The following is a 24,677-nucleotide window of genomic DNA, read 5'->3' on the forward strand; positions in this document are numbered from 1 at the left end:
CACACCCTCGCGCAGATCGGCTTCCAGCAGTCGTACACGTACTTCACCTGGCGCAACGACAAGCGGGAACTGACGGAGTACCTGACCGAGCTGTCCGGGGACGCGGCCGCCTACATGCGGCCGAACTTCTTCGCCAACACCCCCGACATCCTGCACGCGTTCCTCCAGCACGGCGGGCGGCCCGCGTTCGAACTGCGCGCGGTCCTCGCGGCCACGCTCTCACCGACCTGGGGCATCTACAGCGGCTACGAACTGTGCGAGAACACCGCGCTCAAGCCGGGCAGCGAGGAATACCTCGACTCGGAGAAGTACCAGCTGCGGGCCCGCGACTGGGACACCGCCGACACCATCGCTCCACTCATCACCAAGCTGAACGCCGTACGACGCGCGAGTCCGGCCCTACGGCAGCTGCGTAGCCTGCGCTTCCACCACGCCGACAACGAGCAGGTGATCGTCTACTCGAAACGGTCGGGGTCGAACACGGTTCTGGTGGTCGTCAACCTCGACCCCCACCACACCCAGGAGACCACGGTCTCGTTGGACATGCCGCAACTCGGCCTGGAATGGCACGAGTCGGTGCCGGTGCGCGACGAGCTCTCCGGCGAGACCTATCACTGGGGCAGGACCAACTATGTGCGCCTGGAGCCGGGTCGTCGACCCGCGCACGTGCTCACGGTTCTGCGACCGTCCACCCCGCAGACCGGAGGGTCACCCACCATATGATCGTCAACGAGCCCGTCCCGGACACCTTCGAGGACACCCCGGCCAAGGACCGGGACCCCGACTGGTTCAAGCGCGCGGTCTTCTACGAGGTCCTGGTCCGTTCCTTCCAGGACAGCAACGGCGACGGCGTCGGCGACCTCAAGGGCCTGACCGCCAAGTTGGACTACCTCCAATGGCTCGGCGTGGACTGCCTGTGGCTGCCGCCGTTCTTCAAGTCACCCCTGCGGGACGGCGGTTACGACGTCTCCGACTACACGGCCGTGCTCCCGGAGTTCGGCGACCTCGCCGACTTCGTGGAGTTCGTCGACTCCGCCCACCAGCGCGGCATGCGGGTCATCATCGACTTCGTCATGAACCACACCAGCGACCAGCACCCGTGGTTCCAGGAGTCCCGCGCCAACCCCGAGGGCCCCTACGGCGACTACTACGTCTGGGCCGAGGACGACAAGCAGTTCCCGGACGCGCGGATCATCTTCGTCGACACCGAGGCCTCCAACTGGACCTTCGACCCGGTCCGCAAGCAGTACTACTGGCACCGCTTCTTCTCCCACCAGCCGGACCTCAACTACGAGAACCCGGCCGTGCAGGAGGAGATCATCTCCGCGCTGCGGTTCTGGCTCGACCTGGGCATCGACGGCTTCCGGCTCGACGCCGTGCCGTACCTGTACCAGGAGGAGGGAACGAACTGCGAAAACCTTCCGGCAACGCACGAGTTCCTGAAGCGGGTGCGCAAGGAGATCGACGCGCACTACCCGGACACCGTGCTGCTGGCGGAGGCCAACCAGTGGCCCGAGGACGTCGTCGACTACTTCGGCGACTACCGCGGCGGCGGCGACGAATGCCACATGGCCTTCCACTTCCCGGTCATGCCCCGCATCTTCATGGCCGTCCGCCGCGAGTCCCGCTACCCCGTCTCCGAGATCCTCGCCAAGACCCCCGCCATCCCCTCCGGCTGCCAATGGGGCATCTTCCTGCGCAACCACGACGAGCTGACCCTGGAGATGGTCACCGACGAGGAACGCGACTACATGTGGGCCGAGTACGCCAAGGACCCCCGCATGCGCGCCAACATCGGCATCCGGCGCCGCCTCGCCCCCCTCCTCGACAACGACCGCAACCAGATCGAACTCTTCACCGCGCTCCTGCTCTCCCTGCCCGGCTCGCCGATCCTCTACTACGGCGACGAGATCGGCATGGGCGACAACATCTGGCTCGGCGACCGCGACGCCGTCCGCACCCCCATGCAGTGGACCCCCGACCGCAACGCCGGATTCTCTTCCTGCGATCCGGGCCGGCTCTACCTGCCCACGATCATGGACCCGGTCCACGGCTACCAGGTGACCAACGTCGAGGCCTCGATGTCCTCGCCGTCGTCGCTGCTGCACTGGACGCGCCGGATGATCGAGATCCGCAAGCAGAACCCCGCCTTCGGACTGGGCTCCTACACCGAACTCCAGTCGTCCAACCCGGCGGTGATCGCGTTCCTGCGGGAGTACGAGGACGATCTCGTCCTGTGCGTGCACAACTTCTCCCGGTTCGCCCAGCCGACCGAGCTGGACCTCAGCAGGTTCGGCGGGCGGCACCCGGTGGAGCTGTTCGGCGGGGTGCGCTTCCCCGCCATCGGCGAACTGCCGTACCTGCTCACCCTCGCGGGGCACGGCTTCTACTGGTTCCGGCTGCGCAAGGAGAACGCCTAGAAGCCCGGCGGGGCGGTTTCCACCGCCCCGCCCGGGGCACGCATCACTAACACCCCGACACCCCCCGGGGAAAGGACGCGACGTCATGTCGGAATCCGTCACCCGTACCCTCGCCTCGACTCCGGGCCTCCTGGCGTCGCTGGACCCCCTCCTGCGGGAGTGGCTCCCACGGCAGCGGTGGTTCGCCGGGAAGGGGCGTCCGGTCACCGGGTTCTCACTGGTCGCCGCCACCGAACTGCTCCCGGCCGACGGCAAGCTGGGCCTGCACCACCTGCTGCTCCGGGCCCACCAGCCCCCCGCCCTCGGCTCCCAACCGCACCCGGGGGACTGCTATCAGCTCCTCATAGGCGTGCGCGAGGCGCTGCCCCCGCGGCTGGCGCCCGCGCTCATCGGACATGTGGAGCAGGGTCCGCTCGCCGGACGGACGGTGTACGAGGCCCTGTACGATCCCCGGCCCGCCGAGGTGCTCCTGGAGGCGTTGCGCACCAGGGCCCACATCGGCGGGCTGTTCTTCGAACGGGAGCCGGATCAGGAGATCCGCCCGGGACTGGTGCCCCGCGTGGTCACCGCGGAACAGTCCAACTCCTCCCTCGTCTACGGCGACACGTTCATCCTGAAGCTGCTGCGCCGGGTCCTGCCGGGCGTCAACCCCGATCTGGAGCTGCCGTTGGCGCTGGCCCGCGAGGGCTGCCCGCGGGTACCGGCGCCGACGGCGTGGATCCGCGCCGAGCAGGGCGGGGAACCGTACGTCCTCGGCGTGCTCCAGCCCTTCCTCCAGGGTGCCTCGGACGGCTGGGAGCTGGCGCTGCGCGAGCTGGCCAAGGGCGAGGACTTCGCCGCGGAGGCGAGGGCGCTGGGCCGGGCCACGGCCGAGGTGCACACCGCGCTGGCCCGCGCGCTGCCGACGGTCACCCTCGGCCAGGCCCAGCTGACGCTGATGACCGACGCCATGCTGGAGCGTCTCGACGCGGCAGCGCAGGCGGTGCCGGCGCTGCGGCCGTACGTACCCGGGCTGCGCTCGGCCTACGAGGCGCTGGCCGAGCTGGCCGCGGAGGGCCGGACCTGGACCGCCCAGCGGGTCCACGGCGATCTGCATCTGGGCCAGTGCCTGCGCTCCCCCGGCGGCCCGTGGCGGCTGATCGACTTCGAGGGCGAACCGGCGCGGCCGCTGGCCGAACGGCGGATGCCGCAGCCCCCGTTGCGGGACGTCGCCGGGATGCTGCGCTCCTTCGACTACGCGGCCCACTCGGCCGACCCGCCGGTGCCGGGCTGGGCCGAGACCTGCCGGGCCGCCTACTGCTCCGGGTACGCCGAGGTCTCCGGGGCCGATCCCCGGACCGACCCGGTGCTGCTGCGGGCCTGCGAGACGGACAAGGCGGTCTACGAGGTTGTGTACGAGGCCCGTCACCGCCCCGACTGGCTCCCGGTCCCGCTGTCCGCCGTGCGCCGGCTCGCCGCCGACGACGGCCCCGCTCCCTCGTTCCCGCTCGTCTCACCCTCGTCCAGGAGGCCCCACCCGTGACCCCCCGCCCCCCGTCCACCGGTCCGGACCCCGAGCAGACGGCCGAGGAGAAGAGCGTCGCGCGGAAACCGGCCGGGAAGAAGGCCGCGAAGAAGGCGGCAGCGAAGAAGGCCGTGAAACAGGCCGCCGCGAAGAAGACCGCGACGAAGAAGAGCGTGGCCAAGGAGGCGGCGGCGAAGAAGGCCGGGGCCAAGAAGGCGGTGTCCAAGAAGGCGGTCTCCGGCACGGCGGTCTCCGAAACGGCGGTGTCCGCGCAGGCCGCCGTCTCCCCCGCCGCCGATGCCGGTGACCGGGCCCGGCTGCTGGCCGGCACCCACCACGATCCGCACTCCGTGCTCGGCGCGCACCCCGTGCCCGGCGGTATCGCCGTCCGCGCCTTCCGGCCGTACGCCCGTGCCGTGACCGTGCTGGCCGGGGAGCTGCGGGCCGCGCTGCACGACGACGGCGAGGGCTTCTTCTCCGGGCTGCTGCCGCTGCCGGACCTGCCCGAGTACCGGTTCCTCGTGACGTACGACGAGGCGGAGCTGGAGACCGAGGACGCGTACCGCTTCCTGCCCGCGCTGGGCGAGCTGGACCTGCACCTGATCGGCGAGGGGCGGCACGAGGAGTTGTGGCGGGCGCTCGGCGCGCAGCCGATGACCCACCAGGGGGTGGCGGGAACCCGGTTCGCGGTGTGGGCGCCGAACGCGCGCGGGGTCCGGCTGGCCGGATCCTTCAACTACTGGGACGGCACCGCCTTCCCGCTGCGTTCGCTGGGCTCGACCGGGGTGTGGGAACTGTTCGTGCCGGGCCTGGGCGAGGGCGAACTGTACAAGTTCGAGATCACCCGGCCCGACGGCTCGCGCACCCAGCGCGCCGATCCGCTGGCCCGCCGCACCGAGGCCCCGCCCGCCACCTCCTCCGTGGTACATGTCTCGCACCACGAGTGGCGGGACCAGGAGTGGCTGGAGCGGCGGGGGCGAACGCCCGTCCACGAGGACGCGTTCTCCGTCTACGAGGTCCATCTGCCGTCCTGGCGCCCAGGACTGACCTACCGTCAACTGGCCGAGCAGCTGCCCGCGTACGTGAGGGACCTGGGGTTCACGCACGTGGAGCTGATGCCGGTCGCCGAGCATCCCTTCGGCGGCTCCTGGGGCTACCAGGTGACCGGCTTCTACGCGCCGACGGCCCGGCTGGGCACACCGGACGACTTCAAGTTCCTCGTCGACGCCCTGCACCGGGCCGGCATCGGGGTGCTGATGGACTGGGTCCCGGCGCACTTCCCGCGCGACGACTGGGCGTTGGCGGAGTTCGACGGGCGGCCCCTGTACGAGCACGAGGATCCGCTGCGCTCGGCGCATCCGGACTGGGGCACGCTGGAGTTCGACTTCGGCCGCCGCGAGGTGCGCAACTTCCTGGTCGCCAACGCGGTGTACTGGTGCGAGGAGTTCCACATCGACGGGCTGCGGGTGGACGCGGTCGCCTCGATGCTCTACCTCGACTACTCGCGCGAGCCCGGTCAGTGGGTGCCGAACGCGCACGGCGGCCGGGAGAACCTGGACGCGGTGGAGTTCCTCCAGGAGATGAACGCCACCCTGTACCGGCGGGTGCCCGGCGTGGTCACGATCGCGGAGGAGTCGACCGCGTGGGAGGGCGTCACCCGGGCCACCGACGGCGGCGGGCTCGGCTTCGGCCTGAAGTGGAACATGGGCTGGATGCACGACTCCCTGGACTACATGAGCCACGAACCCGTGCACCGCAAGTACCACCACGACGAGATGACTTTCTCGATGGTGTACGCCTACAGCGAGAACTACGTCCTGCCGATCTCGCACGACGAGGTCGTCCACGGCAAGCGGTCGCTGGTGTCGAAGATGCCCGGCGACTGGTGGCAGCAGCGCGCGGACCACCGCGCCTACCTCGGCTTCATGTGGGCGCATCCGGGCAAGCAACTGCTCTTCATGGGACAGGAGTTCGCCCAGGGCGCCGAGTGGTCGGAGGCGCACGGCCCGGACTGGTGGCTGCTGGATCCGGCGTACGGGGCCGAACCGGACCATCGGGGGGTCCGCGATCTGGTGCGGGAGTTGAACGGCGTGTACCGGGACACTCCGGCGCTGTGGCAGCGGGACACCGACCCGGCCGGTTTCCGGTGGGTGGTCGGGGACGCGGCCGAGGACAACGTCCTCGCCTTCCTGCGCTTCGACGCGGAGGGTGTGCCCCTGCTGTCGGTGTCGAACTTCGCCCCGGTCGTCCGGCACGAGTACCGGCTCGGGGTGCCCGAGGACGTTCCGGCCTGGGGCGAGGTCCTCAACACGGACGAGGCGCGGTTCGGGGGTGGTGGTGTCACCAACCCCGAACCGCTGAAGCCGGAGGCTCAGGGGTGGCACGGGCGGACGGCGTCCGTGCGGCTGACGCTGCCGCCGCTGGCCACGGTGTGGTTGCGGCCGGTCTAGGGTTTCGCCCCCGCCGCCCCTTCCCGTCCCGAGCCCGGGGGCTGTGCCCCCGGACCCCCCTTTCGGCCCTTAAGGGGCCTCGTCCTCAAGCGCCGGACGGGCTGGAGGGGCTGAACGCGTCAGGGCCCGCGGGAGGGGGGCCTCGTGCAGGATGCCCAGCCTTTGCGTGGCCCGGGTCAGGGCGACGTAGAGGTCGCTGGTGCCGTAGCGGCCCGGCTCGACGACCAGGACCGAGTCGAACTCCAGGCCCTTGGCCTGGCGCGGGTCCAGCAGGACCACCGACCGGGTCAGGTCCGGTTCCGCGCCCGCCGTCACGCCGTCCAGGCGGGCGGCGAGGCGGCGGTGCAGGTCGCGCGGGGCGATGACGGCCAGGCGGCCCTCGGCCGGGGTGAGTTCGGCGACCGCCTCGGCCACGGCGCCGGGCAGGTCGTCGGTGGCGCGCACCCAGGGCCGCACGCCGGTCGAGCGCACCGAACTCGGCGGCTCGAACTCCGGGTTCTCCGCCCGTACGACCGCCGCCGCCAACTCCATGATCTCGGCCGGGGTGCGGTAGTTGACGCCCAGGCGGGTGTGGACCCAGCGGTCCTCCACGTACGGCTCCAGGATCTCCACCCAGGAGCCCACGCCCGCCGCCTCCGCGGTCTGCGCGGGGTCGCCGACCAGGGTCATCGAGCGGGTCGGGCTGCGCCGCATCAGCAGCCGCCAGGCCATCGGCGACAGCTCCTGCGCCTCGTCGACGATGATGTGCCCGAAGGCCCAGGTCCGGTCGGTGGCGGCCCGCTCGGCGGCGCTGCGGTGGTCGTCCTCCTCGTGCCGCTCGGCGAACCGTTCGGCGTCGATGATGTCGTGCGCGGAGAGCACCTCGGAGCTGTCGGGGTCGCCGTCCTCCTTGTCCTCGAACTCGAAGGTGCGCGAGGCGAAGGAGACGTCCAGCACGCCCTGGGCGTAGGCGATCTGCGTCTCCCGCTCGCGTTCGGCGCGCAGCCGTGCCACCCGGTCGTCGTCGCCGAGGAGTTCGGCCGCCTCGTCCAGCAGCGGTACGTCGGCGACCGTCCAGGCGCGGGTCACCGGGCGGCGCACGGCGGCCGCGTCCTCCTCGCTGAGATGCGTTCGGGGGTCGGCGAGGAAGTCGGCGACCAACTGCTTCGGCGTCAGCACCGGCCACAACTCGTCGATCGCGGACCAGACTTCGGGGTTCTCGGCGAGTTCGTCGCGGATCTGGGTGATGTCGCTGGGGTCGAGCAGGTTCGTGCCGTCGTAGGGGTCGGTGCCGATGCGCTCGGCGACGATGTCGGTGAGGGTGTTGAGGATGTGGCCCTCGAAGTGCTCGCGGGCCGGGTTGTGCGGGAGCCCGGCGGCGCGGGTGCGTTCCCGGGCGACGCTCACCAGACCGTCGTCGAGCATCAGGATCTCGCGGTCGTGCTCGATCGTGATCACGGGGTCGGGCAGGGCCTGCCGTTCGCGTACGACGGCGGCGAGCACGTCCGCCATGGCGGCGCGGCCCTTCACCGCGGCCGCCTCCGGGGTGTCCGTCGCCCTCGCCCGCACCCCGGGGAACAGTTCGCCGACGGTCGCCAGCAGCACCCCGGTCTCGCCGAGGGCGGGCAGCACCTCGCCGATGTAGCCGAGGAAGGCGGGGTTGGGTCCGACGATCAGCACCGCGCGCTTGGCGAGCAGTTCGCGGTGCTCGTAGAGCAGATAGGCGGCCCGGTGCAGGGCGACGGCGGTCTTGCCGGTGCCGGGACCGCCCTCCACGACCAGGACGCCGCGGTGCGGGGCGCGGATGATCTCGTCCTGTTCGGCCTGGATGGTCTGCACGATGTCGCCCATCCGGCCGGTGCGGGCGGAGTTGAGGGCGGCGAGCAGCACGGCGTCGCCGCTGGGGTCCTCGTGGCCGGTGCGCTCCTGGTCGCCGAGGTCGAGGATCTCGTCGTGCAGCGCGGTGACCGTGCGGTCGTGGGTGCTGATGTGCCGGCGGCGGCGCAGGCCCATCGGGGTGTGTCCGGTGGCCAGGTAGAAGGGGCGGGCGACGTCGGCCCGCCAGTCGATGAGGACGGGGGTGCGGTCGGCGTCCTCGGTGCGCAGTCCGATCCGGCCGATGTGGTGGCTGGTGCCGGAGGTGAGATCGATCCGGCCGAAGCAGAGGGAGCCGTCGACCGCGTTGAGCGCGGCGAGCAGCCCGGAGCGTTCGGCGACCAGGATGTCCCGTTCGAGGCGGGCCTGCATGGGCGTGTTGCCCTGGGCGAGGGCGTCGGCGACGGAGTCCTCGGTGTGACCGCGCAGGGCGTCCACGCGTGCGTACAGGCCGTCGATGAATTCCTGCTCGCCGCGCATTTCATCGTCCGGAAATTCGCTGTTTGACAATTCCACTCCCGCCCGGATATACTGCGCTTACTTAACTTCTTCGCGACCCGGTGCATTCGAGTCCGCATTTGAGTCGCGAATCATTGAATATACGCAGAGAAATCCCCCGGACGCAATTCGTCCGGGGGATTTCCTGTGTTCCGCGCGGTTCACAGCACCTCGGCCAGCTCCTCCAGCAGTCTGCGCCGGGGCCGCGCCCCGACCATCGACCGCACCGGCTCACCGCCCCGGAAGACCATGAAGGTCGGCATCGACAGGACCCGGTACGCGTGGGTCGTCTCCGGGTTGGTGTCCACGTCCAGCTGGACCACCTTCAGTCTGCCGCTCGCCTCCTCGGCGAGCGCCGCGAGCACCGGCCCCATCTGCCGGCACGGCGGACACCAGTCGGCGGTGAACTCCACCAGCACGGGAAGCTCCGCGCCGATGACCTCGGCCGCGAAGTCCTCGTCGGTCACCTCGGCCACACCCGCTGCTCCGATCACGTTTCCTGCCCTCCCAGTTCGCACAACGGCGGTTCCTCCGACTCGTCCAGCGCCGCGAGCCGCACCCCGATCCGCGCCCGGACGGCCTGGAGATCGCCGATGAGCGCGTCGAGTTCGTTCAGCTTGCGCCGGTAGACGGCGAGCGAGGCCGGGCAGGTGTCGCCCTCGGGGTGCCCGGCCCGCAGGCACTCCACGAACGGCCGGGTCTCCTCCAGGTCGAACCCGAAGTCCTGGAGCGTCCTGATCTGCCGGAGCAGCGTCAGATCGCTCTCGTCGTAGGTCCGGTAGCCGTTCCCGGTGCGCCGCGCGGGCAGCAGTCCGCGCGCCTCGTAGTACCGCAGCGTCCGGGTCGTCGTCCCCGCCCGCTCGGCCAGCTCGCCGATTCGCATGTCCACGAACGTAAGCCTTGACCCCGACGTCAGGGCAAGAGCGGTTTGTGCTCCACCGGGGAGGTGAGCACGATCGACGTCGTGGTGCGGCCGAGCGCGGAGACCGCTTCGAGGATCTCCTCCAGGTGGACCGTGTCGCGCACGGCCGTCCGCAGGATCCAGCAGTCCTCGCCGACCACGTGGTGCACCTCGGTGATCTCGGGGCGCTCCATCAGCTCCAGCGTCCTCGGGTGCTTCAGGGTGTAGCCGCCGTGCGGGTCGACCCGGATGAACGCCTGGATGCCGAAGCCGAGCCGGGCCGGGACGACCCGGGCTCCGTAACCGCTGATCACGCCCGCCGACTCCAGCCGGCGCACCCGCTCGGTGACCGCCGCCGGGCTCAGGCGCACCCGCCGGCCCAGCTCGCTGAGCTTGATCCGGCCGTCCGACTGGAGCAGGTGGAGGATCTGCCGGTCCACCGCGTCGAAGCCCGCCGAGGTTTCCTCAGCCGTACCGCGCGAACGCCGTGGTTCTTTTGGCAGCGCCGCCTGAACTCCCATGGTTCCCCCTTCATGACCGCCGGACGGACAAAGAGAATTATGGCCATGGAAAAGCCACGCGAGGTACTGGTCATCGGCGGCAACCGCTATTTCGGGAAGCGGCTGATCCGCCGTCTGCTGGAGGCCGGCACCCGGGTCACGGTGCTCAACCGGGGCTCCTCCGCGCCCCCGCCCGGCGTCCCGCATCTGGTGGCCGACCGCGACGACGAGGACTCCCTGCGCCGGGCACTCGGCCCGCGCACCTTCGACGTCGTCGTCGACCAGGTCTGCTACACCCCGCGCCAGGCCGCCACCGCCCGCCGCGTGTTCACCGGCCGCACGCGCCGCTACATCATGACCTCGACGGTCGAGGTGTACGAGTACGAGGACTCCCCCGACCCGGTCGCCGAGTCGGCCGTGGACCCGCGCACCGTCGCTGTGGACCTCGAACTCCCTTGGGAGGATCCGGAGTTCCGGGACTCCCACTACGGCGAGGGCAAGCGTCAGGCGGAGGCCGTCCTGGCGGCGGCCGGCCCGGACCTGCCGTGGGTCTCGGTGCGCGTCGCCCATGTGCTCGGCGGGGGCGACGACTTCACCGGACGGCTCGCCCACTACGCCGAGCGGATCCGCCGCGGCACGCCCATCGCGGTCCCGGTGCCGAACCGGCCCGCCACCTACATCCACGTCGAGGAGATCGCCGACTTCCTCGCCTGGACGGTGGGCGCGGACTTCACCGGGCCGGTCAACGCGGCCTCCCACGGCCCGCTCACCACCGACGACCTCTGCGCGGCCGTCGCCGCCCACCTGCCCGAGGGCCGGACCGTCCTGCGCGCGGTGGAGGTGGGCGAGACCTCCCCGCTCTCCTTCACCCGCGCCTACGCCATGGACAACACCCGTGCCACCCGGCTCGGTTACTCCTTCGACCACGCGCGGCACTGGCTGCCGAAGGCGGTCGCCGAGACCCTGGGAGAGGGCGCCTGAGATGCGGTACACCACACTGGGCGGAGTGCCGGTGAGCGCGGTCGGGCTGGGCGCGATGCCGCTGTCCGTCGAGGGGCGGCCGGACGAGGCGCGGGCCATGGCCACCGTGCACGCGGCCCTGGAGGCCGGGGTGACCCTGCTGGACACGGCCGACTCCTACCACCTCCCCGGCGAGCCGCCCGGCCACAACGAACTCCTCGTCGCCCGCGCACTCGCCGCGTACGGCTCCCGCCGGGACGAGGTGCTCGTCGCCACGAAGGGCGGCCGGGGACGGCCGGCCGGCGGCGACTGGACGGTGAACGGCGACCCGGCGTGGCTGAGGGCCGCTGCGGACGCCTCCCTGAAGCGGCTCGGGGTGCCGGCCATCGGCCTCTACCAACTGCACAAGCCCGATCCCGCGATCCCCTTCGAGGACTCGGTGGGCGCGCTGCGGGAGCTGCTCGACGCGGGGAAGATCCGGCTGGCCGGGGTCTCCAACGTGGACACGGGGCAGATACGGGTGGCCCGGGAGATCCTCGGCGACCGGCTGGTCTCGGTGCAGAACCGGTACTCCCCCGCGGTGCCGGACGGCCTGGCCGAGCTGGAGCTGTCCGCGGAACTGGGGCTGGCGTTCCTGCCGTGGAGCCCGCTGGGCGGGATTTCGCGCAGCTCGCTGGACGGGCCGTCCCGGATCGAGGGCGGCGCCCCCGGCCCGCTGGAGGTGTTCCACACGGTGGCGCGGGAGCACGGGGTGAGCGCGCAACAGGTCTGTCTGGCCTGGCTGTCGGGCCTGTCCCCGACGGTGATCCCGATCCCGGGCGCCTCCCGCCCGGAGACGGCCCGGGACTCGGCGGGCGCGGCGGACCTCGCCCTGAGCCCGCGGGAGCGGGCGCGACTGACGGCGGCGGTGGGGTCCCGGGGTCCGGTCGGGGAGGAGGGCTCGGGCAGGGAGGTGGGCTCGGGGGGCTCGGTCGTGCAGGTGGGCCCGAGCGGGGCGGAGAGCCCGGTCAGGGCGGAGAGCCCGGTCAGGGCGGAGAGCCCGGTCAGGGCGGAGAGCCCGGTCAGGGGCCGGTGAGGGATCTGGTTTCGGCCGCGTACAGCTCGGCCGGGTCGAAGCCCATGCCGGTGAAGTGGCCGGCCAGCTCCAGGGAGAGCACCCCGTGCAGCCGGGCCCAGAAGCGCAGCGCGCGGTGGAGGGCGGCGGCCGGCGCGGGGTGGTCGCCGGCCCAGAGGCGGTGCTCGGCGAGGTGGGTGTCGAAGGGGTCCTCGGGCGCCTCGTCGGCCGCGCAGGCGTCGAGGAGCACGGCCATGATCTCGGAGGCGATCAGCGTGGTGTCGGACGGTGCCCGGTAGCCGGGGACGGGGGTGCCGTAGACGAGGAAGTACCGGTGCGGGTCCGCCAGGGCCCACTCGCGCAGGGTCCGGGCGAGTCCGGCCAGGTCGGCGCCGCCCTCGGCGGCCTCCTGGCAGCGGTCGGCCAGGCTGCGGTAGGCGTCCCTCACCAGCTCGGTGATCAGCTCGTCGCGGTTGGCGAAGTACCGGTAGAGGGCGGGGCCGCTCATCCCCATCTGCTTGGCGATGGCGTTCAGGGAGAGCGCGGAGGCCCCGGCCCCGGCGATCTGCTCCCAGGCCCGCGCCTTGACCTCCTCGCGCACCTGAGCGCGGTACCGCTCCCGGGGGGTCTTCGCGTCCGACGCGGGCATCTCCGGCTCCCGACCGTTTGGCTACACCGTAAAGGGTTCGCTAGACGCTATCACCGGCGACATGGAAGGGCCCGCGGGCCTCCGAGTGGGGCGGAGACCCGCGGGCTGCCGGGCCGGACGGGACAGGCGTCCGGGCTGCGGCGTTCCGTGGGGGCCCGGGCGGTCGGCCGACAGGGGGGAGCGCCTGACCGCCCGGGTTCCGAGGGGGTCGGGGCTAGGCCTTGGCCAGCTCCTTCTCGCTGCCCTGCTCGGGGACCTCGGCCGGCTCGTCGTCCGCGTCGTCGAGCAGCGTCTTCTCGTCGAAGGGGAGGTGACCGGCGAGCACCTGGTCGACCCGGGCCCGGTCGATCTCCTTGGTCCAGGTGCCGATCAGCACCGTGGCCACCGCGTTGCCCGCGAAGTTGGTCAGGGCGCGCGCCTCGCTCATGAAGCGGTCGATGCCGACGATCAGGCCGATGCCGTCCACCAGGGCGGGCTTGTGCGACTGGAGACCGCCGGCCAGCGTCGCGAGACCGGCGCCGGTGACCCCGGCCGCACCCTTCGAGGCGACCAGCAGGAACAGCAGCAGCGGGATCTGCTCACCGATCGACATCGGCGTACCCATCGCGTCGGCGATGAACAGGGACGCCATGGTCATGTAGATCATGGTGCCGTCGAGGTTGAAGGAGTAGCCGGTCGGGACCGTGATGCCGACGACCGGCTTGCTGACCCCGAGGTGTTCCATCTTCGCGATGAGCCGCGGCAGCGCGGACTCGGAGGAGGAGGTCGACAGGATCAGCAGGAACTCACGGCCCAGGTACTTGAAGAAGGTGAGGATGTTCAGGCCCGCGACGATCCGCAGCAGCGCGCCCAGCACCAGGAAGACGAAGAGCACGCAGGTGACGTAGAAGCCGAGCATCAGCACGGCCAGGCTCTTCAGCGCGTCCAGGCCCGCCGAGCCGGTGACGGCGGCGATGGCACCGAAGGCGCCGATCGGGGCGGCCCACATCACCATGGCGAGGATGCGGAAGACGAGGCGCTGGATGTGCTCGATCCCGCGCAGGATCGGCTGCCCGGCCGAACCCATGGCCTGGAGCGCGAAGCCCGCGAACAGCGCGACGAGCAGGGTCTGGAGGACCTCTCCGGAGGTGAAGGCGGAGACGATCGTGGTCGGGATGACACCGAGCAGGAACTCGGTGGTGTCCTTGGCCTCGGCGTCGACCTGGGCGTGGCCGACCTCCTTGACCGCGTCGGTCACCGCGAGGCCGGTGCCCGGCTCCAGGACGTTGCCGACGACCAGGCCGATCCCGAGCGCCACCAGCGACATGACCAGGAAGTAGACCAGGGCGATACCGCCCACGGCGCCGACCTTGGCGGCCTTGCGCACCGAGCCGATGCCCAGCACGATCGTGCAGAAGATGATCGGCGAGATCATCATCTTGATCAGGTTCACGAAGCCGGTGCCGATGGGCTTCAGCTCCACCGCGAAGCCCGGTGCGGCCAGGCCGACGGCGATGCCGAGGGCGACCGCGACGATCACCGCGATGTAGAGGTAGTGCGTGCGGTCCTTTTTGGCTGCGGGTGCCGTTTCGGGGGTACTGGCGGCCACGGCTGCCCTCCTTGACGTCTTCGTCGGCATCACCGGCGTGCGGCTCACGTCCGGGGGTTTTGAGGAATGCCGTGACTATCTCCCGCCCTGTGAGGGCGGTCACCCTTCCGTTCATTTAGTTCACGCTTAACCGGGGAGGCACACTGACGACATGCGCTTCCCCCTCCCCCGCCCCCGCAGTCTGGCCGGGCAGCTCTTCGCGATGCAGGCCGTGCTGATCGCGGTGCTGGTCCTCGGGTACGCGCTGTTCACGTACGTCAGCGACCGCAGCCAGGCCGAGGACGCGGCGGGCCGCCAGGCGCTGGCCGTGGCCCGCTCGATCGCCGACTCCCCCTCGGTGCGGGAGGCGATCCGCACCGGCCACCCCTCGCCCTCGCTCCAGCCGTACGCGCTCCACGTCCAGCGGGACACCGGGGTCGACTTCGTCACGATCATGGATCCGCGGGGCATCCGCTGGACCCACCCGGACCCCGAGGAGATAGGGCAGCGGTTCATCGGGCACATCGAGGGAGCGCTGCGCGGCGAGTCCTTCACGGAGACCTACACCGGCACCCTCGGCCCGTCCGTCCGCGCGGTCACGCCGGTCTGGGACGACGGGCGGATCGTCGGCCTGGTCAGCGCGGGCATCAAGGTCGAGGCGATCAGCAAGCGGGTCCAGGGGCAGCTGACGGCGCTGATCGGGGCGGCGGGCGGGGCGCTGGCCGTCGGCGCGGTCGGCACGTACGTCATCAACGCCCGGCTGCGCCGGCACACCCACGGCATGAACGCGGCCGAGCTGAGCCGGATGCACGACTACCACCAGGCGGCGCTGCACGCGGTGCGCGAGGGACTGCTGATGCTCGACGGGCAGTTCCGGGTGGCGTTGATCAACGACGGCGGGCGGGAGCTGCTGGGCGTCTCGGACCAGGTGGTCGGTGCCTCCGTCGCCGACCTCGGGCTGCCGCCCTCGCTCACCGGTGCGCTGCTGGCCTCGGAGCCGCGGGTGGACGAGGTGCATCTGACCGCGGACCGGGTGCTGGTGGTGAACACCTCGCCGGTCTCGGGCGGGGAGCGCCGCGGCACGGTCGTCACACTGCGCGACGTCACCGAACTCCAGTCCGTGATGGGCGAGCTGGACTCCGAGCGGGGCTTCACCCAGGCGCTGCGCTCGCAGGCGCACGAGGCGGCCAACCGATTGCATACGGTCGTGTCGCTGATCGAGCTGGGCCGCGCCGAGGAGGCCGTGGACTTCGCCACCGCCGAGCTGGAACTGGCGCAGGCGCTGACCGACCAGGTGGTGGCGGCGGTCGGCGAGCCGGTGCTGGCGGCCCTGCTGCTGGGCAAGACGGCGCAGGCGAACGAGCGGGGCGTGGAGCTGGTGGTGTCGGAGGACAGCCGGCTCGACGACGGACTGCTGCCGCCGTCGCTGCCCGCCCGTGACCTGGTGACCATCCTGGGGAACCTCATCGACAACGCGGTGGACGCGGCGCAGGGCAGCGTGCGGGCGCGGGTGACGGTGACGGCCTACACCGAGCAGTCCGACCTGGTGCTGCGGGTGTCGGACACCGGTGCCGGGGTGGATCCGGCGCATGCCGAGGCGGTGTTCGAGCGGGGCTTCTCCACCAAGCCCGCGGCCGGACCGGGCGGCCGGGGACTGGGGCTGGCCCTGGTGCGGCAGGCGACGGCCCGGCACGAGGGCGCGCTCACGGTCTCGGCCGCGGACGGGGGCGGCGCGGAGTTCGAGGTCCGGCTGCCCCTGGGGGCCGTACGGGCCGGTGAGGGCGTAGTTTCTGGGGGCGCAGTCCCTGGAGGCGAGGCATGAGCACCGAACAGCAGATCCGCGTCCTGGTCGTGGAGGACGATCCCGTCGCCGCCGACGCACACGTCATGTACGTCAACCGGGTGCCCGGCTTCACCGCCGTCGGCAAGGCGCACACCGGCGCCGAGGCACGCCGCGCACTGGACCGGACCCCGGTGGACCTGCTGCTGCTCGACCTCCACCTCCCCGATGTGCACGGGCTCCAACTGGCGCGCTCCCTCAGGGCGTTGGGTCACCACGCGGATGTGATCGCGGTGACCTCGGCCCGCGATCTCGCGGTGGTGCGGGAGGGGGTGTCGCTGGGTGTGGTGCAGTACGTGCTGAAGCCGTTCACCTTCGCGACCCTGCGCGACCGGCTCGTGCGGTACGCCGAGTTCCGCGCGGCGGCCGGTGAAGCGAGCGGCCAGGCCGAGGTGGACCGGGCCCTGGCCACCCTGCGCGCCCCGGGTCCGGCGGCCCTGCCGAAGGGGCTGAGCGCGCCGACCCTGGAACGGGTGACGGTCGCGCTGCGGGACTGCGCGGAGGGGCTCACGGCGTCGGGCGTCGCGGAGGCGGTGGGCATCTCCCGGATCACGGCCCGCCGCTATCTGGAGCACCTGGTGGACGCGGGCCGGGCGGGCCGGAGCCCGCAGTACGGGACGGTGGGCCGGCCGGAACTCCAGTACCGGTGGGTGTCCGGGTCCTGAGGGCGGCCACGGGCGACGTTCGCCGGCCCTAGGCCAACGGGCGGGCGTAGACGGTGATCTGGGCGGCGAGTCCGCCCACCGCCAGCGCCTCCAGGACCGACAGTCCGATGAGCAGCCCACCGGCGCCTCCGTCCGCCCAGAACACCACCAGCGCCGCCAGCGGTACGGCGCAGAACGCGGTCAGGTCCACCGCCAGTTGGACGGCCTTGCGGGAGCGCCGGCGGGCGTCGCCGCGGTGGCCGGTCTCCCAGGCGAACGCCTGGAAGTCCCCGCCCGGCCGGGCGAGCGCGGCCAGCCTCGGCCCCAGGTCCTCCCGGACGTAGCGGCCGATCGCCGAGATCTTGTCGTCGTTGACCAGGTAGGTCCAGCCGAGCACGACGGTGACCGGGGGCAACGCCAGCAGCATCGACGGCTGTTCGGCCTGCGCCGCGGCGGCGACGACGGCCGCGACGACGGCGAGGGTCACGTAGAGCAGGTTGTCCCGGAACCCGATGCGGGCCTTCTGCTCGTCCTTGATCGTCTGGTATTCGGTGAGCAGCAACTGCCCTACGGTGACGTCCTGTTCGGCCATGGCGACGGCCCCTTCCCCCGGTGGACTTGGCAGTACCTTAAGCGGGTTCCGGGCGGGGCTCCGCCCGCCGGGACGGAGCGAATGGTTTGCGCCGCCGGTTTCGCGCGGCGGGCCGCTCCAGCACCTCGCATTCGCGTTCGACACCCGCCCACCTGGGCGAATCATCCGGCGCACCCGCGCCGAGCGGTGCCGCGGGTTCGAGGCCCCGAGAACTTTGCGAATATGCCCGCTGAGCTTGCCGTTCCCGGGGCGGGCGGGGTGCCGGGGCGGCCGCGCGGGCCGTTGACGCACCCCCGGCCCCACGGGATCGGCGGCCTCGGGCGACCCGGCCGGGGACCGCCCGCCGTACGTTCCTACAATCCGTGATCCTGGCCGAACAGACCGTAGTCACCACCCTCGCGCGCCCCTAGCTTGAGGCCCGTGCGCCGACCCCCAGCTCAGCCGAACCAGCCCAGTCCGTCCCATCCCCCGTTCAACGCCCCCGCCGCCCGCCGGCTCCGCGCCGCCCTGAACATGGGCCCCGAGCATGTCGCCCACGGGCTGCGCGTCTCGTACGGACTGCCGTACGTCACGCAGGACCTCGTGACCGCCTGGGAACGTGGAGTGGCCTCTCCCTCCAACCCCGAACTCACCGCCCTGGCAGGCGTGTTGTGGTGTTCACCCGGTGAACTGCTCGGCCGTCCGCGGTCCCTGCGCGAGCACCGCATGGCCCGCGGCCTCGCGCCCGAGGACGTCGCCCGTGCCGTGGGGCACGAACTCCACGCCTATCTGCGGATGGAGCAGGGCGACGACTGGCGGGGCACCGACCGCCAGTCCTCCGCCCTCGCCGAACTGCTCGGGCTCTCCCTGCCCGACTTCGCCACCGTCACCGGACGCGACACCGAACTCGCCGACCTGCTGCGCGGTGCGGTGACCACGCGCTGGCAGGCGTACGTCCGCCCGATCGGCAGGCTGCTGCCCCTGGACCGGCGGCTCCTGGAGGACGCCCTCCAGGAGCTGCACCGCGACTACCAGGGGCAGATGGTCGCCACGCTGAGCTGGGGCAGCGCCGACAGCGGCGGTTCCAGCGCGTCCGGCCGGGAGTTCCTCGACCGGATCGTGGACCGGTTCTGGGCGACGGTGGACGCGGGTCCCTACTGACGCGGGCGGATCAGTGGTCGCTGGCCAGGTGGAGCTTGAGCAGGTCCACTCCGTAGTCGCCGCCGTTGGGCGTGCGGATCATGGTGTGGATGTGCTGCTGGGACGGCTCTCCGCCGCCCATGCCCATCCCGCCGCCCGGACCTCCGTCCGCACCGGAACTCGCGCTCGCGCTCGCCCCGGACGAGGAGTCCTCGCTGTAGAACAGCGGGGCCTGCGCGTCGTACTCGATCAGGACGACCGGGCTGTGCACCCGGTAGTAGAAGGCGGAGTCGTCCTCGGTCTCGCCCATCCAGAAGAAGTACGTCTCGTCCAGGTGCTTCTCGACCTCGGTCATCTTCACCTCGGCGTGCCCCTCGCTGATGTACCCGACGTACACGCCGACGAGGTCGAGGAGCTTCTGCCGCTGGGCGGTGGTGAGTTCGGAGCCGGCCAGGCCCTCGTAGGCGAGTTCCAGGTTGTCCTGGCCCGCTCCGGACTTCATGTCCTCGTTGCCGTTGGCCTGGGAGGAGACGGCCTTCCCTCGCTGGGTCTCGTCCAGCGAACGGACCATGGCCAGACCGGACTTGGTCTCGGGGCGGAAGAGCGTGATCTTCTCGCCCTGGTAGGTCGCCGTGGTCGGCTCCGAGCCCATGAAGGTGGGGGTCATGACGACCTGGTCTCCGAGGACGAAGTAGTTGATGGCGACGTGGTGGCCCTCGAACTGGAAGCCCCAGGGCTTCGTGGTCGAGGGGGTGCCCATGAAGGTGAAGTAGTAGTGGCCCTCGGTGAGGGTCTCCTGGCCGCCGCCCCGGGAGTCGCCCAGGAACGCGTTGAGCTTCATGATCCCGCGGGTCTGCTTCAGACCGTCGGCGGACAGGGCCTCGCCGAGCAGCGCGTACCCGAGCGCGCGCTGCTCGTCCGTCAGGTCGCCCATCCGGGCGCCCTCGCGCTCGTAGCCGTCGACGTTGCTCCAGGCCGTCCATTCGTCGGCGTCGATGTCGAAGACGCAGGACCGGCGTTCCTTGGTGGAGAGACCGTCGAGGAACGCCTGGGCCGCCTTGACCAGGGCGTCGGTGGAGACGCCGGTGGAGTGGATCGAGAAGAGGTCCTCGACGACCTCTCCGTCGGTGGTGACGCCCTTGAGGTCGGCGTACTTGACCTGGGTGGCGCCGGGGCCCATGCCCCCGCCGCCGCCTCCGCCGGGTCCACCCGAGGGCATCCCGCCGGGCGCCGCCGAGGAGCCGGCCTCCGAGGAACCCGTGTCCGAGGAGGAGCCGCTCGAACAGCCCGTCATCGTCGCCACCGCGGCGGCGCCGCCGACGAGCAGCGACTTGTTCATGAACCAGCGCCGGGTGCGCTCGGTCTCGGGAGTGCGGGGCCGGTGCCCGTGTCCGTGTACGTGTCCGTGTGGGTGCATGGGGACCACGGTCCCGGCCGCACCTGAAGCGTTCCTGGGCCGAACCTGTGCGACCGGGCGACCGTCCGGAGCCGGTCCGGAGCCGGTCCGGAGCCGGTCCGGAGCCGGTGGCCGACGCGGGTCTAGAAGACCGACTCCGCCTCGTCCATCCGGTCCTTGGGGACCGTCTTCAGCTCGGTCACGGCCTCGGCCAGCGGCACCATCACGACCTCGGTGCCGCGCAGCGCGGTCATCCGGCCGAACTCGCCGCGGTGGGCGGCCTCCACGGCGTGCCAGCCGAAGCGGGTGGCCAGGACCCGGTCGTACGCCGTCGGGACACCGCCGCGCTGGACATGGCCGAGGATGACCGGCTTGGACTCCTTGCCGAGCCGCCGCTCCAGTTCGAACGCCAGCGCCGTGCCGATGCCCTGGAAGCGCTCGTGGCCGAACTGGTCGATCTCGCCCTTGCCGTAGTCCATGGTGCCCTCGGCCGGGTGGGCGCCCTCGGCGACGCAGACGACGGCGAACTTCTTGCCGCGGCTGAAGCGCTCCTCCACCATCTTGACCAGGTCGGCCGGGTCGAAGGGGCGCTCGGGCAGGCAGATGCCGTGGGCGCCGGCGGCCATGCCGGACTCCAGGGCGATCCAGCCGGCGTGGCGGCCCATGACCTCGACGACCATCACGCGCTGGTGCGACTCGGCGGTGGTCTTCAGCCGGTCCATGGCCTCCGTGGCCACGCCGACGGCGGTGTCGAAGCCGAAGGTGCGGTCGGTGGAGGAGATGTCGTTGTCGATCGTCTTCGGGACGCCGACCACCGGCAGACCGGCCTCCGACAGCATGCGGGCGGCGGTCAGGGTGCCCTCGCCGCCGATCGGGATCAGCGCGTCGATGCCGAAGTCGCGGGCGATGTCGAGCGCGTTCTCGCAGGCCTCGCGCAGCCGGTCGCGCTCCAGGCGGGAGGAGCCGAGGATGGTGCCGCCGCGGGCCAGGATGCCGCTCACGGCGTCGAGGTCGAGGCTGCGGTAGTGGCCGTCGAGCAGGCCCGCGTAACCGTCCTCGAAGCCGATCACCTCGTCGTCGTACTGGGTGACGGCGCGGTGCACGACCGACCGGATCACTGCGTTCAGGCCGGGGCAGTCGCCGCCTGCGGTGAGAACTCCGATACGCATCGTGCTGTGTCTCCTGCTCGCTGTTGACACCGGTGAGCCGATCCCGATTCTTTCATGCCGCCGAGGGCGATGTCGCTTCCGTCCGTTACGTCCTCGGGCGCCCTTTCCGGCGTTCGATTCTGACGGGCGCCTTATCCAGCGGCGGAGGTATTGTCAAGAGGGTTCCGCCCACGCCGGTGGGCGATTTTTATGACGTTGACGGAGACGTTGACGGAGACGTCGACGGAGGGGAGAGCACGCGTGACCCGCAGCGTGTACGTGACGGGTATCGACCGGGGTGACGGCCGCCAGGTCGTGGAGCTGGGGGTCATGGAACTCCTGACCCGCCAGGTCGACCGGGTGGGTGTCTTCCGTCCCCTCGTCCACGACGGCCCCGACCGCCTCTTCGACCTGCTGCGGGCCCGCTACCGGCTGACGCAGGACCCGGCGACCGTGTACGGCCTGGACTACCACGAGGCGTCCGCGCTCCAGGCCGAGCGGGGCACCGACGAGCTGGTCTCGACCCTGCTGGACCGCTTCCACCTGGTCGCCCGGGACTACGACGTGGTCCTCGTCCTCGGCACCGACTACGCCGACACCCAGTTCCCCGAGGAGCTGTCCCTCAACGCCCGGCTCGCCAACGAGTTCGGCGCCTCGGTCCTTCCCGTGGTCGGCGGCCGCAAGCAGACCGCCGAGTCGGTGCTGGCCGAGACCCGCAACGCCTTCCGGGCCTTCGACGGCCTCGGCTGCGACGTCCTCGCCATGGTCACCAACCGGGTCGCCCCGGACGATCGCGACGAGATCGCCGAGCGGCTCGTCGACCGGCTGCCCGTCCCCTGTTACGTCCTGCCCGACGAGCCGGCGCTGTCCGCGCCGACGGTCTCGCAGATCGCGCACGCGCTGGGCGCGAAGGTGATCCTCGGAGACGACTCGGGGCTCGCCCGGGACGCGCTGGACTTCGTCTTCGGCGGCGCGATGCTGCCGAACTTCCTGCACGCGCTGACCCCGGGATCGCTCGTCGTGACCCCCGGCGACCGCGCCGACCTGGTGATCGGCTCGCTCGCGGCGCACAGCGCGGGCACCCCGCCGATCGCCGGTGTGCTGCTCACCCTGGGCGAGGTGCCGAGCCAGGAGGTCCTCACCCTCGCCGGGCGGCTGGCACCCGGCACCCCGGTGCTCTCGGTGGACGGCAACAGCTTCCCGACCGCCGAGCAGCTCTTCTCCCTGGAGGGGAAGCTGAACGCGGCGACCCCGCGCAAGGCGGAGACCGCGCTCGGCCTGTTCGAGCGGTACACCGACACCGGCGATCTGCTGAAGCGGGTGAGCGCGCCGAGCAGCGACCGCGTCACGCCGATGATGTTCGAGCACAAGCTGCTGGAGCAGGCCCGTTCCGATCTGCGCCGCGTGGTGCTGCCCGAGGGCACCGAGGCGAGGGTGCTGCACGCGGCGGAGGTGCTGCTGCGGCGCGGGGTGTGCGAGCTGACGCTGCTGGGCCCGGTGGACCAGATCCGCAAGAAGGCCGCCGACCTCGGCATCGACCTCGGCGGCTCGCAGCTGATCGACCCGGCGACCAGCGAGCTGCGGGACGACTTCGCCGCCAAGTACGCCGCCCTGCGCGCCCACAAGGGCGTGACCGTGGAGCTGGCCTACGACGTGGTCTCGGACGTGAACTACTTCGGCACGCTGATGGTCCAGGAGGGCCTCGCCGACGGCATGGTCTCCGGTTCGGTGCACTCCACCGCCGCCACCATCCGCCCCGCCTTCGAGATCATCAAGACCAAGCCGGACGCCGACATCGTCTCGTCGGTCTTCTTCATGTGCCTGGCCGACCGGGTCCTCGTCTACGGCGACTGCGCGGTCAACCCCGATCCGAACGCGGAGCAGCTCGCGGACATCGCGATCCAGTCCGCCGCCACCGCCGGGCGGTTCGGGGTGGAGCCGCGGATCGCGATGCTGTCGTACTCCACCGGTACGTCCGGTTCGGGCGCCGACGTCGACAAGGTGCGCGAGGCGACCGGGCTGGTGCGGCGGCGCAGGCCCGATCTGAGGATCGAGGGGCCGATCCAGTACGACGCGGCGGTCGAGCCGTCGGTGGCCGCGACCAAGCTGCCGGAGTCCGAGGTCGCGGGACAGGCCACGGTGCTGATCTTCCCGGACCTCAACACCGGCAACAACACGTACAAGGCCGTGCAGCGTTCGGCCGGCGCGATCGCCGTCGGACCGGTGCTCCAGGGTCTGCGCAAGCCCGTCAACGACCTGTCCCGCGGCGCGCTGGTGCAGGACATCGTCAACACGGTCGCCATCACGGCGATCCAGGCCCAGTCCCCGATCGAGAAGGCGTCCCAGCAGTGAGCCCGTCCCGTGTCCTCGTCCTGAACTCCGGCTCCTCGTCGGTGAAGTACCAGCTGCTCGACATGAGCGACGGCAGCCGGCTCGCGATGGGCCTCGTCGAGCGCATCGGCGAGGAGACCTCCCGCCTCAAGCACACTCCGGCGGGCGGTGGTTCGCGGGAGCGGACCGGCCCGATCGCCGACCACGAGGCCGCGCTGAAGGCCGTGTCCGAGGAGCTGTCCGAGGACGGTCTCGGGCTGGACTCCCCGGAGCTGGCCGCGATCGGGCACCGCGTGGTGCACGGCGGCAAGCACTTCACCGAGCCGACCGTGATCGACGACGCCGTGCTCGCCGAGATCGAGCGGCTGATCCCGGTGGCCCCGCTGCACAACCCGGCGAACCTCACGGGCATCCGTACGGCGCGGGCGCTGCGCCCGGACCTGCCGCAGATCGCGGTCTTCGACACGGCGTTCCACACCACGATGCCGGAGGCGGCGGCGCGGTACGCGATCGACGTCCGCACGGCCGACGAGCACCGCATCCGCCGCTACGGCTTCCACGGCACCTCGCACGCCTACGTGTCGCGGGCGACGGCCGCGCTGCTGGGCCGGTCGCCGGAGGAGGTGAACGTGATCGTGCTGCACCTGGGCAACGGCGCGTCCGCCTCCGCGGTGCGGGGCGGGCGGTGTGTGGAGACGTCCATGGGACTGACCCCCTTGGAGGGGCTGGTGATGGGTACCCGGTCCGGAGACATGGACCCGGCCGTCATCTTCCATTTGATGCGCGTTGGGGGAATGTCCGCCGACGAGATCGACACTCTTCTCAACAAGAGGAGCGGACTGATCGGTCTGTGCGGCGACAACGACATGCGGGAGATCCGCCGCCGGATCGACGAGGGCGACAAAGAGGCGCAACTCGCCTTCGACATCTACATTCACCGCCTGAAGAAGTACATCGGCGCCTATTACGCGGTGCTCGGAAGGGTGGACGCGGTCGCCTTCACAGCCGGAGTCGGGGAGAACGCGAGTCCGGTGCGAGAGGCTGCCGTGGCCGGTCTGGAGGAGCTGGGACTGGTGGTGGACGGCGAGCTGAACGCCGTACGGAGCGACGAGCCGCGGCTGATCTCGCCTCAGTACGCACGGGTGGCCGTGGCCGTGGTGCCGACCGACGAGGAACTGGAGATCGCCACGCAGACGTATGCGCTTGTAAAGGATTCACGGAACCTCACCTGAGCGGCATCCCGCCCTTTT

The 24,677-nt window shown here is 71.4% G+C and carries 19 protein-coding genes and 1 pseudogene; 11 read left to right on the plus strand and 9 right to left on the minus strand.

From position 1 onward, the window contains the following. From AB0E07_RS26405 to glgB, 4 genes are all read left to right on the plus strand, one after another. Positions 1-723: alpha-glucosidase C-terminal domain-containing protein (locus tag AB0E07_RS26405; protein ID WP_362257031.1), on the plus strand; the 723-nt coding region annotated here is incomplete at its 5' end. Then, positions 720-2,420: a maltose alpha-D-glucosyltransferase gene (treS, locus tag AB0E07_RS26410; RefSeq protein WP_362257034.1), complete on the plus strand. Its 1,701-nt coding sequence runs from the start codon at positions 720-722 to the stop codon at positions 2,418-2,420. The genes AB0E07_RS26405 and treS, both read left to right, overlap by 4 nt. 85 nt (positions 2,421-2,505) lie before the next feature. Then, complete coding sequence (locus tag AB0E07_RS26415; protein ID WP_362257037.1) at positions 2,506-3,942, plus strand: maltokinase; 1,437 nt, start codon at positions 2,506-2,508, stop codon at positions 3,940-3,942. Beyond that, entirely contained in the window at positions 3,939-6,374 is a 2,436-nt protein-coding gene (glgB, locus tag AB0E07_RS26420; protein ID WP_362257040.1) for a 1,4-alpha-glucan branching enzyme, read from the plus strand. Before AB0E07_RS26415 ends, glgB begins: the two co-directional genes overlap by 4 nt. 69 nt (positions 6,375-6,443) lie before the next feature. Here the strand turns inward: glgB and AB0E07_RS26425 are convergent, their stop codons facing one another. The 4 genes from AB0E07_RS26425 to AB0E07_RS26440 form a co-directional block, all read right to left on the minus strand. Continuing rightward, entirely contained in the window at positions 6,444-8,708 is a 2,265-nt protein-coding gene (locus tag AB0E07_RS26425) for a UvrD-helicase domain-containing protein (protein ID WP_362257043.1), read from the minus strand. Positions 8,709-8,887: 179 nt separating this feature from the next. Continuing rightward, on the minus strand, positions 8,888-9,220 hold the full coding sequence (locus AB0E07_RS26430) for a thioredoxin family protein (RefSeq protein ID WP_362257045.1): 333 nt from the start codon (positions 9,218-9,220) through the stop codon (positions 8,888-8,890). Further along, entirely contained in the window at positions 9,217-9,609 is a 393-nt protein-coding gene (locus tag AB0E07_RS26435; protein WP_362257048.1) for a MerR family transcriptional regulator, read from the minus strand. Before AB0E07_RS26435 ends, AB0E07_RS26430 begins: the two co-directional genes overlap by 4 nt. Before the next feature lie 29 nt (positions 9,610-9,638). Continuing rightward, positions 9,639-10,148, minus strand: coding sequence for an Lrp/AsnC family transcriptional regulator (locus AB0E07_RS26440; RefSeq protein ID WP_362257050.1), 510 nt, complete (start codon positions 10,146-10,148; stop codon positions 9,639-9,641). 45 nt (positions 10,149-10,193) lie between these two features. Between AB0E07_RS26440 and AB0E07_RS26445 the strand changes: the two genes are divergently transcribed. Both AB0E07_RS26445 and AB0E07_RS26450 read left to right on the plus strand, forming a co-directional pair. Further along, positions 10,194-11,108, plus strand: coding sequence for an NAD-dependent epimerase/dehydratase family protein (locus tag AB0E07_RS26445; protein ID WP_362257053.1), 915 nt, complete (start codon positions 10,194-10,196; stop codon positions 11,106-11,108). A 1-nt stretch (position 11,109) separates the two neighbouring features. Continuing rightward, positions 11,110-12,003, plus strand: a pseudogene (locus AB0E07_RS26450) (aldo/keto reductase); the annotation flags it as partial. Between the two features lie 145 nt (positions 12,004-12,148). Here AB0E07_RS26450 and AB0E07_RS26455 read toward each other — a convergent pair. Together AB0E07_RS26455 and AB0E07_RS26460 are read right to left on the minus strand one after the other, a co-directional pair. Beyond that, complete coding sequence (locus AB0E07_RS26455; RefSeq protein WP_362257056.1) at positions 12,149-12,790, minus strand: TetR/AcrR family transcriptional regulator; 642 nt, start codon at positions 12,788-12,790, stop codon at positions 12,149-12,151. A gap of 214 nt (positions 12,791-13,004) precedes the next feature. After that, the gene (locus tag AB0E07_RS26460) at positions 13,005-14,408 is read right to left on the minus strand and encodes a cation:dicarboxylase symporter family transporter (RefSeq protein WP_362257348.1); all 1,404 of its coding nucleotides are present in this window, start codon (positions 14,406-14,408) and stop codon (positions 13,005-13,007) included. Positions 14,409-14,529: 121 nt separating this feature from the next. On the opposite strand from AB0E07_RS26460, the gene AB0E07_RS26465 reads away from it, so the two are divergent. Both AB0E07_RS26465 and AB0E07_RS26470 read left to right on the plus strand, forming a co-directional pair. Further along, positions 14,530-16,179: a sensor histidine kinase gene (locus tag AB0E07_RS26465; RefSeq protein ID WP_362257059.1), complete on the plus strand. Its 1,650-nt coding sequence runs from the start codon at positions 14,530-14,532 to the stop codon at positions 16,177-16,179. Next, positions 16,176-16,862, plus strand: a complete 687-nt coding sequence (locus AB0E07_RS26470) for a response regulator (RefSeq protein ID WP_362257062.1) — start codon at positions 16,176-16,178, stop codon at positions 16,860-16,862. Before AB0E07_RS26465 ends, AB0E07_RS26470 begins: the two co-directional genes overlap by 4 nt. Before the next feature lie 28 nt (positions 16,863-16,890). Here the strand turns inward: AB0E07_RS26470 and AB0E07_RS26475 are convergent, their stop codons facing one another. After that, a complete protein-coding gene (locus tag AB0E07_RS26475; protein ID WP_362257065.1) occupies positions 16,891-17,433 on the minus strand; it encodes a hypothetical protein in 543 nt (180 codons plus the stop codon). 420 nt (positions 17,434-17,853) lie between these two features. Between AB0E07_RS26475 and AB0E07_RS26480 the strand changes: the two genes are divergently transcribed. Further along, the gene (locus AB0E07_RS26480) at positions 17,854-18,573 is read left to right on the plus strand and encodes a helix-turn-helix transcriptional regulator (RefSeq protein WP_362257068.1); all 720 of its coding nucleotides are present in this window, start codon (positions 17,854-17,856) and stop codon (positions 18,571-18,573) included. 10 nt (positions 18,574-18,583) lie between these two features. Here AB0E07_RS26480 and AB0E07_RS26485 read toward each other — a convergent pair whose 3' ends face one another. Next, positions 18,584-19,969: a DUF3500 domain-containing protein gene (locus AB0E07_RS26485; protein WP_362257071.1), complete on the minus strand. Its 1,386-nt coding sequence runs from the start codon at positions 19,967-19,969 to the stop codon at positions 18,584-18,586. Positions 19,970-20,091: 122 nt separating this feature from the next. After that, positions 20,092-21,117: an ATP-dependent 6-phosphofructokinase gene (locus AB0E07_RS26490; RefSeq protein WP_362257074.1), complete on the minus strand. Its 1,026-nt coding sequence runs from the start codon at positions 21,115-21,117 to the stop codon at positions 20,092-20,094. A gap of 240 nt (positions 21,118-21,357) precedes the next feature. On the opposite strand from AB0E07_RS26490, the gene pta reads away from it, so the two are divergent. Further along, the gene (pta, locus tag AB0E07_RS26495; RefSeq protein WP_362257077.1) at positions 21,358-23,448 is read left to right on the plus strand and encodes a phosphate acetyltransferase; all 2,091 of its coding nucleotides are present in this window, start codon (positions 21,358-21,360) and stop codon (positions 23,446-23,448) included. Further along, a complete protein-coding gene (locus AB0E07_RS26500) occupies positions 23,445-24,659 on the plus strand; it encodes an acetate kinase (RefSeq protein ID WP_362257080.1) in 1,215 nt (404 codons plus the stop codon). Before pta ends, AB0E07_RS26500 begins: the two co-directional genes overlap by 4 nt. Positions 24,660-24,677 lie beyond the last annotated feature (18 nt).

Origin of the sequence: Streptomyces sp. NPDC048002 (assembly GCF_040653275.1) — a bacterium.
GTDB lineage: Bacteria > Actinomycetota > Actinomycetes > Streptomycetales > Streptomycetaceae > Streptomyces.